Origin of the sequence: Kitasatospora sp. NPDC057518 (genome assembly GCF_042802075.1) — a bacterium.
Classification (GTDB): domain Bacteria; phylum Actinomycetota; class Actinomycetes; order Streptomycetales; family Streptomycetaceae; genus Kitasatospora.
Genome location: NZ_JBHVEU010000165.1, coordinates 1 through 17,201 on the forward strand (window position 1 = coordinate 1; position 17,201 = coordinate 17,201).

The following is a 17,201-nucleotide window of genomic DNA, read 5'->3' on the forward strand; positions in this document are numbered from 1 at the left end:
TCGTTCCACGCGAAGGCCCGGAGCCGTACGGCTCCGGGCCTTCGCGTGGAACGACTGCCGTCGAATCAGTCCAGGTAGTCGCGCAGCACCTGGGAGCGCGACGGGTGGCGCAGCTTCGACATGGTCTTCGACTCGATCTGGCGGATGCGCTCACGGGTGACCCCGTACACCTTGCCGATCTCGTCCAGCGTCTTCGGCTGGCCGTCGGTCAGGCCGAAGCGCATCGAGACCACGCCCGCCTCGCGCTCGGACAGGGTGTCCAGCACCGAGTGCAGCTGCTCCTGGAGCAGGGTGAAGGAGACCGCGTCGGCCGGGACGACCGCCTCGGAGTCCTCGATCAGGTCACCGAACTCGCTGTCGCCGTCCTCGCCCAGCGGGGTGTGCAGCGAGATCGGCTCACGGCCGTACTTCTGGACCTCGATGACCTTCTCGGGGGTCATGTCGAGTTCCTTGGCCAGCTCCTCCGGGGTGGGCTCGCGGCCCAGGTCCTGGAGCATCTGGCGCTGGACGCGGGCCAGCTTGTTGATGACCTCGACCATGTGCACCGGGATGCGGATGGTGCGGGCCTGGTCGGCCATGGCGCGGGTGATCGCCTGGCGGATCCACCAGGTGGCGTAGGTCGAGAACTTGTAGCCCTTGGTGTAGTCGAACTTCTCGACCGCACGGATCAGACCGAGGTTGCCCTCCTGGATCAGGTCCAGGAAGAGCATGCCGCGACCGGTGTAGCGCTTGGCCAGCGAGACCACGAGGCGGAGGTTGGCCTCCAGCAGGTGGTTCTTGGCCCGGCGGCCGTCCTCGGCGATGATCTCCAGCTCGCGCTTGAGCTTCGGGGCGAGCTTGTCGGCGGCCGAGAGCTTGTCCTCGGCGAACAGGCCGGCCTCGATGCGCTTGGCGAGCTCGACCTCCTGCTCGGCGTTGAGCAGCGGGACCTTGCCGATCTGCTTCAGGTAGTCCTTGACCGGGTCGGCGGTGGCACCGGCGACGGCGACCTGCTGGGCCGGCGCGTCGTCCTCGTCGTCGTCGGAGAGGACGAAGCCCTCCGACTCCTCCTCCGGAGCGGTGCCCTCGGCCTCGGTCTTGTCACCGGGCAGCGCGACGTCCTCGAGCAGCTCCTCCTCGCCGAGCAGCTCCTCGTCGCCCTTGGCGGTCTTGCCGGCGGCGGTCTTCTTGGCGGCGGTCTTCTTGGCCGGCGCGGCGGTCTTCTTCGCCGCGGCCTTCTTGGCCGGCGCGGCCTTCTTCGCGGGAGCCGCCTTCAGCTCGGAGCCGACCGCGGTCCTCCCCTCGGCGGTGATCTCGGCGGAGACGGTGGGAGCCGGGGCCGTGGCGGCCGCGACGGCCGGCGCCGCGACGGGAGCGCCGGGGGCGATCCGCACGGGCGGCTTGGTCGGGGCCGACGGGGCGGCCGGGGTCCGGGTGGTGACAGCCTTGGTGGCGGTGCGCTTGGTGGGGCTCTTGGCAGCAACGCTCTTGCGCTTGGCGCCGGCCGGTTCGGCCGCGCTGACCATGAGGTCCACCCCCTCCTCAATCAGCACCTGGTTGAGGCTGCGCATGACGTTCTTCCACTTGGTGACCGGGATCTGGTCCGCCTCGAACGCCTGGCGCACGTCGTCACCGGCGATCTGCCCCTGGGCCTTGCCCCGCTCGATGAGCGCCAGCAGAGCCGCGGACTCGGCGATCTCGGGGGGAAGCGAACGGGATGTGCTGGCCGACACGAACAACCTCTCGGACGATGAGTGGATCTCGAACCCGTACCGGCCGCCCGAGCGGGCGGGGAAGGAGATCGCGCGTCGGACGCGCGGTGTCGATTCCGACCGACTCGGGCTTGAGGACTGGGTTTGCAGGACGGCAGCAGCGCCGCGGACCAACACAGCATTCTGACATGTTGGAGTATTCCGGAGCTGCTTCCGCTCAGGACACATCGCTGCTACTCGTCAAGTGTTACGCATGGCCTTCGTGTCGCGGGTCACACCGACCCGGCGCCCGCAACCCGGGGCCGCTTCCATCATCGCGCACTCGCGAGGTGAACTATTGTCATGGACAAGCCGCGAAACGGGCTCATCCTTCGCCTGCCCGCCTTCCCGGGCCCGGTGACCCCTCCCGGGCGCGGCCGGCTCTCCCGGCCTCTCCCCGGCTCCCCCGACTCCGGCTTCCCCCGGCTTCCCCGTCCTTCTCCCGCCCCCGGCGTTCCCCACGTTCTCCCGGCTCCGGTCGACCCGAGGGGTGACGGCATGCGGAGGCCCCCCGGCTGCGCCGCACGATGCGACCGGAGGGCCCTGGCGGAGCGGACCGCCGCCAGCCGGCGCCTCCGCTCGTGGAAACAGCCCGTTCAGTGCTCCCTGGGCGCGGGGACGGACGGCTCGACCTCGGGATGGACGGTGAGCAGCGCCCGCATCGCGACCTCGCCCGCGGTGCCGTCGCCGGCGCCCAGCGCGTCCACCAGCCGGGCGTGCAGGCCGACCGAGGACTCGGAGGGCCGCTCGCAGGAGATCGCCGGGCCGCCCGAGACCTGCAGCGCGCAGGCGACGATCCCGGACAGGTGCTCCAGCATCCGGTTGCCGGCCATCTGGAGGATCAGGCCGTGCAGCTCGGCGTCGGCCCGGGTGTACGTGGAGAGGTCGGCCTGGGAGGCGGCGTGGCCCATGATCTCGACCAGCTCGACCAGGCGCTGCTGGACGTCCTCCCGGCCGTGACCGGCGGCGAGCCGGGCTGCCAGCGGCTCGATCGCCCAGCGGAGCTCGAACAGCTCCCGGCGCTGCTCGTCCCGCTGCGGACCGAAGGCGCGCCACTCGATGATGTCCGGGTCCAGCAGGTTCCAGTCGCCGACCGGACGGACCCGGGTGCCGACGTTCGGCCGGGCGCTGACCAGGCCCTTGGCCTCCAGCACGCGCAGCGACTCGCGGACGACGGTCCGGGAGACCTCGAACCGCTGGCCGATCTCCTCGGGCACCAGCGGGCGGTCGGCACCGAGATCGCCGGAGACGATCATCTGGCCGAGCTGCTGGACCAGCTGGCCGTGCAGACCGCGGCCGCGGCTGCTGGTGGTCTTGCGGCCGACCCGGCCGATGTCGGACTCGGCGCCCTCCCAGCGGGGCGCCGGCGGGGTCGGCCGGTCGGCGTACGAGAAGCGGTCCAGGTCGCCGGGACCGTGGATGGGCCCATCGGCGGAACGGGCGGGGGTCATGGTGGGGTGCGCAAGGGTACTCACGCCTCCTTTGTCGGCGATCCGCAGGCGTGGCTTGAGAATTCTCGTGAAAAGCACACGAAAGGGTGATCGACCGTGACTGGATAATTGACTTCTTATCAGGAAGAACCGCGCATTACGGTCACTGCTGGTCGATCTTGGTAGCCACGGGCAGGACCGCACCCCGGGGGCTTCCGCAGGACCGGACAGGGCCGCGCCCACGGGTGCGGCTCCGTGCGGGAGGCCCTGCGCGATGCGCAGCCACGGGCCTACAGGGCGCGGCGGCGGGCCTGGGCCAGCAGGGCGGCGAGCAGCAGGAGCCCCGCGGGGGCCGCGACCGCGGCGAGCAGCGCCGGATCGGTCAGCGCCGCGCTCCCGGCCACCGCCTCGTGCGCACCGCCGTACACCCAGCCGTAGGCCCACTCGATCCCGGACTGGAACGGCAGCAGCTCGGCCGCCCGGGCCGGCCACGGCCTGCCGGTGTGACGCAGCAGCAGGGCGACGCCGGACTCCAGCAGCGGCGGCAGTGCGCACAGCAACAGCACCCCGGCCGCGGCGCTGCGGGTCAGCGAGGCCGTCAGCACCCCGGTCCAGGCCGCCACCACGGTGAGCAGGACGAAGGCCAGCAGGGCGGCGGGCACCCCGTGACCGGCCGTCAGGCCGAGCGGGGAGAACACGCCCGGCAGGTCGGACAGCCCGGACAGCCCGGCGCCGGTCACCGCCGCGGACACCCGGTCCGACAGCGCGGCCGGGTCCGCCCAGGCCGCCACGGTGACGCCGTCCGGCAGCGCGAGGTGCACGGCCAGCGTGTCGAGCAGCAGGGTGGTCAGCGCCAGCAGGGCCGCCACCGGCCCGATCACCAGCAGCTTGGCCAGCAGCAGTCGCACCCGGCGCGGGTACGACACCTGCGAGGCCGGCAGCCCCGGGTGGCGCACCTCGTGCCCGTACGAGAGCGCGCCCAGCACCCCGGCGCCGAGCGCCGCGAAGGGCAGCGGGACCAACGGGACGGCGGCGGTCAGCAGCCGCACCCCGGCCGGGGCGGCCAGCGGGCCGTCCGGGGCCTGGTCCGCCAGGACGGCGGCCACGACGGCGTCGCCGAGCAGCACGGCGGCGAGCAGCAGCCAGGTGGAACGCAGGCCGCGCAGGCGGCGCAGCTCGTAGGCCAGGACACGCACGGTTCACTCGCTCCGGTGGTCGTCGGGGGTGGCGGGGGCAGGGGCTGCGGGGATGGCGGGGGCCGTGGGGGCGGCGGGGGGCTGGGCGGTGGAGACCCGGACGACGCTCGTGCCCGAGACGGGGCGACGGAGGCGGACGGTGTCGTCGGTGAGCAGGTCGTCGGCGCTCACCCGGCGGCCCGGCGGCCGGACCCGGGCGGGCGGCTGCGGCAGGGCCGGGGCCGGGTCGTCGCGGAAGAGCCGGTCGACGGCGACGATGGGCGCGGGGGCGGGCTTGGCGGGGGCGTCGGACCCGGCCTCCGCGGTCGGCTCCGGCCGACGGCCGACGGGCCCGGGGCGGCGGCCCGCCGAACCGAGGACGGGGAGCGCGGCGGCAGGGAGCGCGGCGGCGATTGCCACGGCGGGCAGGGCGCGGGTGGGCAGGGAGCCGTCCTCCCGGCGGCGGGGGGCGTTGTGCTTCGGGGCGGTGGCGGCACGGGGGACGGAGGCGGTGGCTCCGGGGGTAATGGCTTCGGGGACGGAGGCTTCGGGGGCGAAGACGGTGGCCGGCTCGGCCGGAGTCGTCACGGCTCCGACCGGGGTGGGCTCGGCGGCCGGCTCGGGGATCCGCTCGGCGGCCGACTGCGGGCCTGGCTCCGACTTCGGTTCCGGGCTCGGTGCCGGGTCCGGTTCCGGGTTCGGTTGCTCGGCCGACTCCGGGCTCGGCCCCGCCCCGGGTTCCGGGTGGAGGCGGAGGTGGCCGGAGCGGCCCGAGCCGACCGGCAGGACGACCCGCGGCGCCGGCTGCTCGACCACCCGGTCCGCCAACTCGTGCAACAGGATCCCGTGACGGTAGGCGAGTTCGCCGATCTCGGTGCGGTCGATGCCGGCCACCGCGAGGCCCACGCTGCCGTCCCGTCGGACGTCCGCGCCCTGGCTGACCAGCAGGTCCGCCAGCCGTGCCATCTGCGGCCCCCGGACGGCCACTTCGGGGCTGAGCCTGGTCCGCCGGAACTCCGCGACCGGCTGGTCGGCCACCAGTCGGCCACGGTCCAGGGTGACCACCCGGTCCGCGAGCTGCGAGGCCTCCTGCGGCGTGCGGGTGGTCACCAGGACCGTTCCGCCGGCGGCCCCGAAGGAGCGCAGGAAGGAGTGGAACCACTCGACGTTGCGCGGTGACAGGCCGTCGGCGGGCCCGTCCAGCAGCAGCGCGCCGGGGTCGCCGAGCAGGGCGGCGGCCAGGGCCAGGCGGCGGTGCATGCCGGGCGAGAAGGTGCGCAGCCGCTGCCCGGCGACGGCGGCCAGCCGGGTCTGCTCCAGCAGTTCGTCGGCCCGCCGGGCCGGGACGCCGACGGCTGCGGCGAGCATCCGCAGGTGGCTGCGCGCCTTGCGGCCCGGATGTCCGGCCACCGCGGCCTCCCCGGTGCCGGGCAGCAGCACCCCCACCTCGCGCTCGGGGTGGCGCAGCCGACGGTAGCGGCGGCCGTCGAAGAGCGTGACGCCCTGGCCGCGTTCGAGTTCGAGCATCAGCCGCAGGGCGGTGGACTTGCCCGCCCCCTCGGCGCCGAGCAGCGCGGTCACCGTGCCGGGCCGGGCGTCGAAGGTCAGGTCGAGCACTGCGGGCGGAGCGCCCTTGCGGTAGACCTTGGTCAGTCCCGTGATCTGGATCATCGCTGGCTGCTCCCGTGCCCTCGGCCGAGCTGTTCGACGCGGAGCACCCCTGACGGGCGGGCATGCACCCGCGCGGCTCCGCGCCAGCACATTAGGGGGCGGCGACGGCTATTCCGGGCATTACGGGAACGGCACGGGCCCACCGGCTGCCCACCTCACCCGATCAGGGGACAATCCGATCCTGCGATTCACGGTCGACCGGTCCGTTCCGGGTCCCGGCGGAGTCGGTTGCTTCGGCGGCTCCGGTGGCTCCGGTGGTGCCGGTGATGTCGGCGGCTCCGGTGGTGCCGGACGGGCGGGGCTCCGTGTCCGATGAGGGGTGCGGCCCCTACAGGGAAGGCCAGGGCGGTGGCGGGAGCTGCTCACCGCCGCACTCCGCGTGGAAGTCGTCGACAGCGGCCTGGCCCTCGACCACGATCTCGCCCAACCGCTCCCGCTCGGCGGCCAGCCGTTCCTCGACGGCGGCGATCGACTCGGGCGCCGCGTGCTCGGCCTGCAGCTCGGCCAGTTCCTTCTCCGTTGCGGTGGTGGTCCTGTCCAGGCTCCGGTAGTCCGCCGCCAGCCCCTCGATGAGGATTCGCTGGTTGGCGCAGTCCTTGATGGCCATCGCGGGACTCCCTGGACCGGAGGCCTCCGGCCCGGGCGGTCGGAGCGTCCACCGACACTCTGCGCCGACGCCCCCGGGTCCGCAGCCAGGCCAGGCCATTCGGCTGCCCGATGCCGCGCAACGGCGGGTCGGTACCGGGTCCGGGCGAACCGGGCACAGGGCCTGGCGGAGGGCTGGGGGCAGGGCCGGGCACAGGGCCCGCGGGGGTCAGGACTCCGGGCGGAGCATGGGCGGGTTGAGGACGGTCGCACCGCCGGCGGTGAACAGCTGGGCCGGACGGCCACCCTGACGGGTCGTCGTGCCGCCCGAGGGCAGCAGGAAGCCGGGGGTGCCGGTGACCTTGCGGTGGAAGTTCCGCGGGTCCAGCACCACGCCCCAGACCGCCTCGTAGACCCGGCGCAGCTCGCCGACGGTGAACTCGGTCGGGCAGAAGGCGGTGGCGAGGGAGGAGTACTCGATCTTGGAGCGGGCGCGTTCCACACCGTCGGCGAGGATCAGGCCGTGGTCGAAGGCGAGCGGGACGCCGTCGGCCGGGTTCTCCCCGAGGAGTTCGCCGACCGGGGCCCAGCGGGCGCCGCTGGCGTCGCCGCCGGCCCGGGGCGTCGGCAGGTCGGGGGCGAGCACCAGGTAGGCGACGCTGACCACGCGCATCCGGGGGTCGCGCTGCGGGTGGCCGTAGGTGGCGAGCTGCTCGAGGTGGGCGCCGGCCGCACCGGGGCCGACCGCGTCCTGGCCGGGGGCGGTGTGGGCGCGCAGGCCGGTCTCCTCGGCCAGCTCGCGGGAGGCGGCCTCGGCCAGGCCCTCGTCCGGGCGGACGAAGCCGCCGGGCAGCGCCCAGTACCCCTGGAACGGCGGCTCGCCGCGTCTGACCAGCAGGGCGCAGAGCGAGTGGTCGCGCACCGTCAGCACCACGAGGTCAACCGTGACAGCGAACGGGGGGAAGGCCGACGGATCGTAGCGCGACATGGCGACGATCATAGTCGTCTCTCTGACGATAAGCACAGGCCCGTGCGTGGCCGCTCCTGGCCGGTGGCCCCCGCCCGGCCCGGCGCGGTTCGTGTACGGGCCGGGAGCGGTGCCGGTGACCCGGTGTCACCGACACCGGGCCCGGACGGGCGGTGGCGGGCGGCGGCGGGCTCAGCGGGCGACGAGTTGCAGGTCCTCGGACGCCTCCTCCACCATCGCCACGCCGATCCGGCTCACCCGGACGGAGAAGGGCTCGCCCGCCACCCGCAGACCGGTCAGCTCCAGCTCGCCGAGCGGTGCGGTGCTGGCCGGGCGGACCAGCACCCGGCCGCCCGGGACGTCGGGCCGGACCCCGGCGAGGGCGAACACCGCGTGCACGGCACCGGCCGCGGAGACCGCCGCCGGGCGGCAGGCGGCCGGGTGCGGCACCGGCGGGCAGCCGGGGGTGCGCTGCTCCCCCGCGTACATCTCCGGCAGGCGCCCCTCGAAGTGGGCGCTCGCGGCGAGCAGGCCCTCCAGCAGGGTGCCGGCCTCGTTCTCGTGACCGGCCTCGGCCAGTCCGGCGACCGCCAGCGCCGTCTCGTGGACCCGCACCGCGCCGCCGCGGTGGCCCAGCGGGTTGAAGCGGAGGGACTTGGCGCTCAGGGTGCGCAGGCCCCAGCCGCTGTCCAGCTCCGGCGCGACCAGGCGCTGGGCGAGCAGCCGGGTCTGCTCGCGGTCCAGCAGGCTCTCGTGCCGGCCGCCGTCGACGGCGAGCCCGGTGTCCAGCAGGTGCACCAGGGAGGAGGCGACGGCGGGCAGCGGCTGGCCGCCCGGGGCCAGCCCGGCCGCGGGGCGGCCGCCGGAGAGGTCGTCGACCCAGAACCGCTCGCGGAAGCGCCGGCGCAGCCCGGCGGCCCAGCCGCGCCAGTCCTCGGCGCCCGGTCGGCCGAAGGCCTCCAGCAGCTCGGCCCCGTGCAGGGCGGCGCGGTGGGCCTGCGCCTGGACCTCGGCGCGGGCGGCGACCGGGTGGGCGGAGCGCTCCTCGGCCGGGCGGCTCAGGTCGGTGACGAAGCCGTCGACCAGACCCTCCCGCAGGGCGGCCAGGGCCCGCTCGGCGGTCGGCAGCAGCTCGGCGACCTCCGCCGGGGGCAGGCCCCAGCGCCAGGCCTCGGCCAGCACGGTGACGAACAGCAGGGTAGCCTCGGTGGCCGTGCAGGTGGGTGGCAGCTCGGGACCGCCGTGGCGCAGGGCGCCGGGCAGCAGGCCCTCGGTGCGGCCCGGGGCGGGGGCGAGCTGCTGGCGGCGGGCCAGCGCCCGGAGGGTGCCGGCCGCCAGCCGGGTGCCGAGCGGCAGGGTCAGCCGGGCGGCCCAGAGCGCGTCGGCCGGGGCGAGGCCGAAGCGCCAGGGCGCTCCGGAGGCCGGGTAGAGGTCGGTCGGGCGGTCCGGGTCGGCGAAGAGCAGCCCGCCGAGGGCGTCCAGCGAGCGGGAGACCAGTGGGGCGGCCCGGGTGTCGTCGCTGCGGACCTCCGGCTCGGACCAGGGCAGTGGCGCGCCGGTGCCGCGGCCGCCCGGCGGGCGCGGGCCGCCGGCGGCGGTCTCCAGCTCGGTGTGCAGCTCGACCGACCAGCGGGCTCCCGGCTGGACCTCCAGGTCCCAGCGGAGCACGCCGGCGCCGGCCAGGACGGCGTGCGGGGAGGGCTGGGCGCTGACCACGGCGCTGTGCACCGGGCCCGTCCAGCGCAGTCCGGCGGACTGCACCTGCCCCGGCAGGTCGGGCTGGCGGTGCCCGGCCGCGATCTCGGCGACCGGGCCGAGGTCGGTGCCGAGGGCTATCTCCAGTGGCAGCCGGGCGGGCCGGGGACCGGTGTTGCGCACGACCACGGTCTCCACGCCGTCCGCGTGCCGCAGCCGCTCGACGGTGAGTGCCGGATCCGGGTCGAGGTCGCCGGGGATGCGGACGGCGCCGAGGAAGCGGGCCTGGGCGGTGCTGGTCAGGGTGCCCTGGAGCGGCAGCGGCTCCATGCCGCCCAGCCGCAGCTCCATCCGGGCGAGCACCCGGACGCCGTTGCGGTAGAAGCCGTGCAGGCCGTGGCCGCGCAGCTGGCCGTCGGGGCCGGAGGCGGCCATCGCCGGGGCGTTGACGCAGATCACCGCGTGGTGGACGGCGGGCGGCTGCGGCCGCGGCGGGGCCGCGGCTCGGCCCGGGCCGAGCGGTGCGCCCGCGGGCCCGGCTGCCGGGGCCTGGTCGTGGCGGCCCACCGGCCTGGGCGGCGCGCCGACCACGCTCTCGGCCGGCATGGCCTGTGGTGGCCTCATGGCGGTCACCGGACTCTCCTCCCCTCGGCGGTCCGGTGGCCGGGTCAGGCCGGTGGGCCGCGAGCATGCTCGATCGCGTGCTGATGATGCCGGGCCGGCGGGGCCGTCCCGTCGGCGGGTGTGCCGTTTCTGGCCGTACCCGGTGACGGGTCGTGCCATGCGGTGCTCGGTACCGGGCCGGTACCGGCGCGCCGCGCCTTCGTTCCCGGGGCCCCTCGCCGTGGCCCGGCACGCCGTCAGGTCCGGCGGCCCGGTCGGCCGGTGACGCCCTTCCCCCGCGGCCCGCACCCGCCGTGACGCTCGGCCCCCTGGTGGCCACCGGTCATGGTGCCGCACGCGGCCGCCGACGGCTGCCGGTGTCCGGGCGCTCTGGTCCGCACCGCCCGGTGATCGGCCCGCCCGAACCGGGCGGAGACCCCCGGAGTGAACGCCGCGCACCGCCACCAGGTCACGCCCCGCCGCTGCGCCGCTGGTCGGGACGGTTCTGCCGGGCGGCCGTACAGCTTCCGTCGGAACGTCACCGGGGCCTCGGCGCGGGCGCGTCACCGTCCGCGATCCGGGGCCGGCACTCGTCTTGCGGGCCGCCGTCGGGCCCGCTCGGGGCGGTCGTCGGCCGGGGTCGGCCGACCGGTCGGACGGACGGGGCGGTCGAACCGGTGCTCGACCGCCGCCAGGATACGGTGCGGGGGTCGCGGCCCCCGCACCCGGTGACCCCGTGAACCGCGACGCCATCGCTGTGACCAGCAGAGACCGAGGAGTTGCATGTCCACCATCAGCCGGCTGCCCGGGATTGTCACGACCGACCACGTGTTCCAGCTGCCGCTCGACCACGCCGCCCCGCAGTGCGAGCAGATCGAGGTGTACGCCCGCGAGGTGGTCGCCGCAGGCCGCGAGCGGGCCGACCTGCCCTGGCTGGTCTACCTCCAGGGCGGGCCGGGCGGCAAGGCCGCCCGGCCGCTCGGCCGGGACTCCTGGCTGGAGCGCGCCCTGGACGACTACCGGGTGCTCCTGCTCGACCAGCGCGGCACCGGGCGGTCCACCCCCGCGACCCGGCAGACCCTCGCCCGGCGCGGTAGTCCGCAGGAACAGGCGGACTACCTGGCCCTCTTCCGCGCGGACTCGATCGTCCGGGACGCCGAGCTGATCCGCGAGCGGCTGCTCGGCGCCGACCGGCGCTGGAGCGTGCTGGGCCAGAGCTTCGGCGGCTTCTGCACCCTCACCTACCTCTCCATCGCCCCCGAGGGCCTGACCGAGGCCTTCATCACCGGTGGCCTCTCCGGCCTCGGCAGCTCGGCCGACGACGTCTACCGCGCCGCCTACCCGCGGGTGGTCGGCAAGAACGAGGGCCACTACGCCCGGTTCCCGCAGGACGTCCAGGCGGTGCGCCGGATCGCGGCCCACCTCGCCGACTCCCCCGCGACCCTGCCGGACGGCGGGCTGCTCACCATCGAGGCGTTCCAGGCGCTCGGCATGCTGCTCGGCGGCGGCAACGGCTCCGGCACGCTGCACTACCTGCTGGAGGAGGCCTGGGTGGAGGGCGCGGCCGGGCCCGAGCTCTCCGACACCTTCCTGGCCGGCGCCCAGGCGCAGCTCTCCTTCGCGGGCGGCCCGCTCTACGCGGTGCTGCACGAGTCGATCTACGGCCAGCGGTCGGTGGACCAGGGCGGCACCGCCTGGGCGGCCGAGCGGGTCCGCAAGGAGTTCCCGCAGTTCGACGCCCGGGCCGCGCTGGAGTCCGACGCGCCGGTGCTGTTCACCGGGGAGATGATCTACCCCTGGATGTTCGACACCGACCCGGCGCTGCGCCCGCTGAAGGAGACCGCGGACCTGCTCGCCGCCCGCACCGACTGGCCCGACCTGTACGACCGGGTGCGACTGGCCACCAACACCGTGCCGGTCGTGGCGGCCGTGTACCACGACGACATGTACGTGGACACCGCCGACTCGCTGGAGACCGCCCGCGCGGTGCGCGGCCTGCGGACCTGGATCACCAACGAGTGGGAGCACGACGGCCTTCGGATGAGCGGCGGCACGGTGCTGGACCGCCTGATCAAGATGGCGCACGGCGAGGCGTAGCGGCCCTCGGGCCGGCGCCGCGGCGCGGAGCGGCTCAGTGCGCACGGTGGCCTCCTCCCGCCGCCCGCCGGACGCCCCGGCAGCGGTGGTGGCCGGTCCGGGCGGCGGGCACGCAGGCCGCCGCCCGGCCGAGCCGCAGGCCCCGGGCGAACCGCTCCCCGGCCACCCTGGCGTGCCCGGGCGCCACAGCCCGTCCGGGCGCCGACAGCAGGGCGACCGCCCCGGCGCCACCGCCGTCCGGCTCCGGGCCTCCCGAGCCGTCCGGGGCGCCCTGACCCGGATCCGTCGGTACCGACGCCGTGGACGAGCCCTTCCGGCGACCGCCACGCCGGTGCCGCCGCGCGCCGGCCGACCGCCCGGGCCGCTCACCGGGGGCCTCGCCGGCGCCCGGGGCGGCGGGCCCGGGACCCGCGTCGTCGCGGAGGGGCGCCCCCTGGGCGGGCGGCGGCACCTCGGCGTTCGGCGCTCCGCCCGCCGGAGGCCGCGGCTCCTCGCCCGGGACCGTGGCGTCCCCGGGCTCCTCGCGCCGCCGGCGCTGGGCCTCGACGGCGGCCAGCAGCCCCTGGGGCGTCATGCCGTCGTTGAGCGACTCGTAGAGCAGCTCGGCCAGCAGGTAGCCCGGGGCGAGCCGCAGGACGTGCCCGAGCACGACCCGGGCCGTCGCCGTGTCCCCGGCGACCCAGGACGTCCAGGCCAGCAGGGTGAGCGGGGCCACCGCACAGCCCTCGTACGGCGGCACGGCCCGCCGGGCGAGGAAGCGCCAGAGCCGCTCGGCCGGGGCCAGTTCGTCGGGCCTGGCGTACTCGACGCCGCGGTCCCGCACCAGGCGGTCCCGCAGGGCGAGCAGCAGCTGGGCCGTCCGGTCCGCGTCGAGTTCCCTGGCTCCGGCCCGGAACTCGGCGAAGGCCTGGTCGAGCAGGGCGAGGCGCTGCTCCCTGGCGAGGGCGTCCACGGCCTCGGCCCGGGCGAGCGCCTCGCGCTGGGCGGCGTCCGCCGGCGGACCGACCGGGTCCAGCCCGCCGATGATGGCCTTGCGGCTGCCGCGCGGCACCAGGCCGGCCACCGTCGCGGCGGCGGCCGCCGGACCGGGCTCCGGGCTGCGCCGCACCGGATTGCCCGCCGCGTCGCAGCACCCGTCGCCGCGGCAGAGGAAGGACCACCAGCGGCCGTCCGAGACGCACAGCGCCTCCTTGACGGCCACGCCCCGGCGCCCGAAGGCCGCCCGGAGGACCTCCGCCAGCGGCCGCAGCCCGTCCACCACCGGCGGGGCGTGGGCCGTACCGCGGTCCTGGCAGAGGTAGAGGAGCACCTGGAGCGGCCGGGCTCCGTGCCGCTCGGAGAGGGCGACCAGCAGGGCGGCCGTCTCCTCCGCCGCGGCCGGCCACTGCGCGGGCGACCGCGGCAGGTCCGCCCGGATCACCCCGCCCTGGTGCAGGCCGGGGCCGTGGAGCCCCACCGCGACGATGCTGTCGTCGGGGTAGAAGCCCAGGAAGTACGGAAGCAGCTCGGCCATGTCGGCCGGGCCGCGCATGACGACCTGCCGGTGGTCGGAGGCCGGTCCGAGGGACAGAATGACGTGTTCGTTGTTCATCGCGTTCATGGCCGCAAGAGTGGACGCAATCCGCGAACGATGTCGGAACCGACTTTTTTCCTGTGGATAACTCCGCCCCCGAATTTTCCCTCACTCATTCGGAGCAGGCGACACTCCCTCCCGCGAGTGGATTTTGACCGCCGTTCAGCGGATCAGCGGATGAAATACATCCCACCTTCCCCCGTCTCCGCTCCCCGGCATTCGTCGCTTGTCGGCGGTACGGGGTTACATGGACGCCATGCAGCAGCCCGACATCCACACCACCGCCACCGCCGACCGCGCCGAGGTCCGGGCGCGGGCCGAGGCCGTCCTGCGCGAGCTCGCCGGCCCCGGAGCCACCCTGCGCGAGGACCAGTGGACGGCCATCGAGGCCCTCGTGGTCGACCACCGCCGCGCCCTGGTCGTCCAGCGCACCGGCTGGGGGAAGTCCGCCGTCTACTTCATCGCCACCGCCCTGCTCCGGGCCCGCGGCGCCGGGCCGACGGTGATCGTCTCGCCGCTGCTCGCCCTGATGCGCAACCAGGTCGAGTCGGCCGCCCGGGCCGGCATCCACGCCCGCACGATCAACTCGGCCAACACCGACGAGTGGACCGCGATCCAGGAGGAGGTCGCCGACGGGAAGGTCGACATCCTGCTGGTCAGCCCCGAGCGGCTGAACAACCCGGACTTCCGCGACCAGGTGCTGCCTGAGCTCGCCGCCTCCACCGGCCTGCTCGTGGTCGACGAGGCCCACTGCATCTCGGACTGGGGGCACGACTTCCGCCCCGACTACCGCCGGCTGCGCACCATGCTCGCGGACCTGCCGCCCGGCGTCCCGGTGCTGGCCACCACCGCCACCGCCAACGCCCGGGTCACCGCGGACGTCGCCGAGCAGCTCGGCACCGGCACCACCGACGAGCACGCCCTGGTGCTGCGCGGGCCGCTCGACCGGGAGAGCCTCACCCTGGGCGTGCTCTCGCTGCCCGACCCGGCGCACCGCCTCGCCTGGCTGGCCGACCACCTCGACCGGCTCCCCGGCTCGGGCATCGTCTACACCCTGACGGTGGCCGCCGCCGAGGAGGTGACGGCCTTCCTGCGCGAACGCGGCTTCCCGGTGGCCTCCTACTCCGGCCGCACCGAGGACGCCGAGCGCCGCACCGCCGAGGCCGACCTGCTGGCCAACCGGGTCAAGGCGCTGGTCGCCACCTCCGCGCTCGGCATGGGCTTCGACAAGCCCGACCTCGGCTTCGTGGTGCACCTCGGCTCGCCCAGCTCGCCGATCGCCTACTACCAGCAGGTCGGCCGGGCCGGGCGCGGAGTGGACCGAGCCGAGGTGCTGCTGCTGCCCGGGCGGGAGGACGAGGCGATCTGGCGCTACTTCGCCTCGCTGGCCTTCCCCCCGGAGGATCAGGTGCGCCGCACCATCGACGCGCTGGCCGAGGCCGGCCGGCCGCTCTCCACCGCCGCCCTGGAACCCCGGGTGGACCTGCGCCGGGCCCGGCTGGAGACCATGCTCAAGGTGCTCGACGTGGACGGCGCCGTCCGCCGGGTCAAGGGCGGCTGGACGGCCACCGGCCAGAGCTGGGAGTACGACACCGCCCGCTACGCCAAGGTCGCCGCCTCCCGGGAGGCGGAGCAGCGGGCGATGCGCGACTATGCGGCGGGCACCGGCTGCCGGATGGAGTTCCTGCGCCGCCAGCTGGACGACGAGGAGGCCGCGCCGTGCGGCCGGTGCGACAACTGCGCGGGGCCGCTGCACACCCCGGACGTCTCCGCCGAGGCGCTGGCCGCCGCCCGGGCCGCGCTCGGCCGCCCGGGCGTGAGCTTCGAGCCCCGACGGCTCTGGCCGACCGGGATGGACGCACTCGGGGTGCCGCTCAAGGGCCGGATCCCGGCGGGCGAGCAGGCGGAGGCCGGCCGTGCGCTCGGCCGACTGTCCGACATCGGCTGGGGCAACCGGCTGCGCACCCTGCTCGCCGAGCAGGCGCCGGACGTGCCGGTGCCCGGCGAGGCGGTGGACGCCCTGGTGGCGGTGCTCGCCGACTGGGCCCGCGGTCCGGGCGGTTGGGCCGGGCCCGCGACCACGGAGGGAGCCCGGCTGGACCGGCCGGTCGGCGTGGTGACGATGGCCTCCTCGGCCAGGCCCCGGCTGGTCGGCAGCCTGGGCGCGCGGATCGCCGAGATCGGGCGGCTGCCGCTGCTCGGCCGGATCGAGTACGCCGGCGGGCTGCCCCCGCACGGCGCCCGCAGCAACAGCGCCCAGCGGCTGCACTCGCTGGCCGGCGCGCTGGTCCTGCCACCGGAGGTCGAGCAGGCGGTGGCGGCCGCCGGTGGGCCGGTGCTGCTGGTGGACGACCTCGTCGACTCGGGGTGGACGGTCACCGTGGCCGCCCGGCTGCTGCGCCGGGCGGGGGCGAGCGCGGTGCTGCCGCTGGTGCTGGCCGTGCAGGGGTGACCCGACGCCGGAAAACCGGCGAAGGAGCCCTCTCGTTCACTCGAATGGCCCAACAGAAAGGATCAAGCGAAGCGATTTCGATCACACCGGTCGAACGGCCCGAGAAAGGAGTGGTCACCGCGCCGATGACGGCTCACCCTGCCCTCCGGGCGTTGTGGATCAAGGCTCGGCGGCACCTCCACGGCGTTCGGGCGACTGTGGAACATATCCGGCAGACCATGGGCTATCGGATGGCGTTCATCATTTCATCGTTGCCGCTCCGCCCCCGATGCCCCGAGAATTGGGGGGTACCCGAAATCCGGTCCGCTGGACCCGCCCTTCGGCGTACCCAGGCACCCGCCTGCCCACGGGCCAGGAAGGAGGATCGTGATCAACGGTATCGGCCGAGGTCAGAATCCCTTCTCCGGGAGCCCGGAACCCAGACGGGTGCTGGACCTGGAGACCTGGACCGCCTCGGGGATCCCGTTGCTGCGCGACCCGCGCGAGTTCGTCGTGGAACTGCACCAGCGCCACCTGCCCCAGCCGGGCACCGTCGTGGTCGCCGTCCTGGACGCGCTCCACCACCTCGCCGCCTCGGCCTCGTTCACCCCCTGGCCGCACGACACCGACGGATGGCAGCACCGCAACGCGCTGCTGGCGAACCTGCGCCGGATCATCCCGCACGACCTGCGACTGCCCGAGCCGACCCGGACGGCCCTACTGCTGCGCTGCCGCGACGGCGCACCCGGCTGGACGGTGCAGGACGGCGCCTGGATGTGGGCGCTGCGGGACGCGTCCGCACTGCACGGACTGCGCTGCGGGGCGTACATCGGACTCACCCCGGCGGGCTGGCAGGTCCTCGGGGACGGTCGGGGCGGGCGCAAGCCGCACTCGGGCTCCTGGGCCGAGGGGCCGGTGCACACCGTGACGGAACTGCCGCCGCGTTCGGCCCTGGAGGCCCCGCGCGGCCAGCGGACCCGCCTGCTGGCGGCCGACCAGGCCAAGCGCGGCGAGGACACGGCGCGCTCCCCGCAGTCCGATCCCCCGTGGACCGCGACGCGGGCCGCGGCGGCCGAACCGACCCGCCGCACCGGCACGCGCTGAGTCCGCGGCAGCCCTCGGCCGTCAGGCCGTCAACACCGGCCTTCGGCAACAGCCGTCAGCCACCGGGGGCCGCGGGACGGACCTCGGGCCCGGCACCGTACGGCGGCGCCGGGCCCGAAGTGGACGGCTGTGGTCAGGCC

11 protein-coding genes are annotated in these 17,201 nt (G+C 75.5%); 3 read left to right on the plus strand and 8 right to left on the minus strand.

Annotated features, from left to right (window positions below; genetic code table 11):
• Window positions 1-65 precede the first annotated feature (65 nt).
• From ACFU7Z_RS18680 to ACFU7Z_RS18710, 7 genes are all read right to left on the minus strand, one after another.
• Entirely contained in the window at window positions 66-1,718 is a 1,653-nt protein-coding gene (locus ACFU7Z_RS18680) for an RNA polymerase sigma factor (RefSeq protein ID WP_380778313.1), read from the minus strand.
• A 608-nt stretch (window positions 1,719-2,326) separates the two neighbouring features.
• Window positions 2,327-3,259 (minus strand): FadR/GntR family transcriptional regulator, encoded by a 933-nt coding sequence (locus ACFU7Z_RS18685; protein WP_049650790.1) that lies wholly within the window; start codon window positions 3,257-3,259, stop codon window positions 2,327-2,329.
• Window positions 3,260-3,450: 191 nt separating this feature from the next.
• Complete coding sequence (locus ACFU7Z_RS18690; protein ID WP_380778315.1) at window positions 3,451-4,356, minus strand: hypothetical protein; 906 nt, start codon at window positions 4,354-4,356, stop codon at window positions 3,451-3,453.
• A gap of 3 nt (window positions 4,357-4,359) precedes the next feature.
• Window positions 4,360-6,006 (minus strand): ATP-binding cassette domain-containing protein, encoded by a 1,647-nt coding sequence (locus tag ACFU7Z_RS18695; protein ID WP_380778317.1) that lies wholly within the window; start codon window positions 6,004-6,006, stop codon window positions 4,360-4,362.
• 328 nt (window positions 6,007-6,334) lie between these two features.
• Window positions 6,335-6,613 (minus strand): hypothetical protein, encoded by a 279-nt coding sequence (locus ACFU7Z_RS18700; protein WP_049659770.1) that lies wholly within the window; start codon window positions 6,611-6,613, stop codon window positions 6,335-6,337.
• Between the two features lie 207 nt (window positions 6,614-6,820).
• Entirely contained in the window at window positions 6,821-7,579 is a 759-nt protein-coding gene (locus tag ACFU7Z_RS18705) for an NUDIX domain-containing protein (RefSeq protein WP_049659772.1), read from the minus strand.
• 171 nt (window positions 7,580-7,750) lie between these two features.
• Window positions 7,751-9,877, minus strand: coding sequence for a glycogen debranching N-terminal domain-containing protein (locus tag ACFU7Z_RS18710; RefSeq protein WP_380778325.1), 2,127 nt, complete (start codon window positions 9,875-9,877; stop codon window positions 7,751-7,753).
• 762 nt (window positions 9,878-10,639) lie between these two features.
• Here ACFU7Z_RS18710 and ACFU7Z_RS18715 point away from each other — a divergent pair.
• A complete protein-coding gene (locus ACFU7Z_RS18715) occupies window positions 10,640-11,953 on the plus strand; it encodes an alpha/beta fold hydrolase (protein ID WP_380778319.1) in 1,314 nt (437 codons plus the stop codon).
• 34 nt (window positions 11,954-11,987) lie between these two features.
• Here the strand turns inward: ACFU7Z_RS18715 and ACFU7Z_RS18720 are convergent, their stop codons facing one another.
• Entirely contained in the window at window positions 11,988-13,553 is a 1,566-nt protein-coding gene (locus ACFU7Z_RS18720) for a DUF4192 family protein (RefSeq protein WP_380778321.1), read from the minus strand.
• Between the two features lie 229 nt (window positions 13,554-13,782).
• Between ACFU7Z_RS18720 and ACFU7Z_RS18725 the strand changes: the two genes are divergently transcribed.
• Complete coding sequence (locus ACFU7Z_RS18725) at window positions 13,783-15,978, plus strand: RecQ family ATP-dependent DNA helicase (protein ID WP_380778323.1); 2,196 nt, start codon at window positions 13,783-13,785, stop codon at window positions 15,976-15,978.
• Window positions 15,979-16,341: 363 nt separating this feature from the next.
• Window positions 16,342-17,061 carry a hypothetical protein gene (locus ACFU7Z_RS18730; RefSeq protein ID WP_380778327.1) on the plus strand — a complete coding sequence of 240 codons (720 nt, stop codon included), beginning with the start codon at window positions 16,342-16,344 and terminating at the stop codon, window positions 17,059-17,061.
• Window positions 17,062-17,201: the final 140 nt, after the last annotated feature.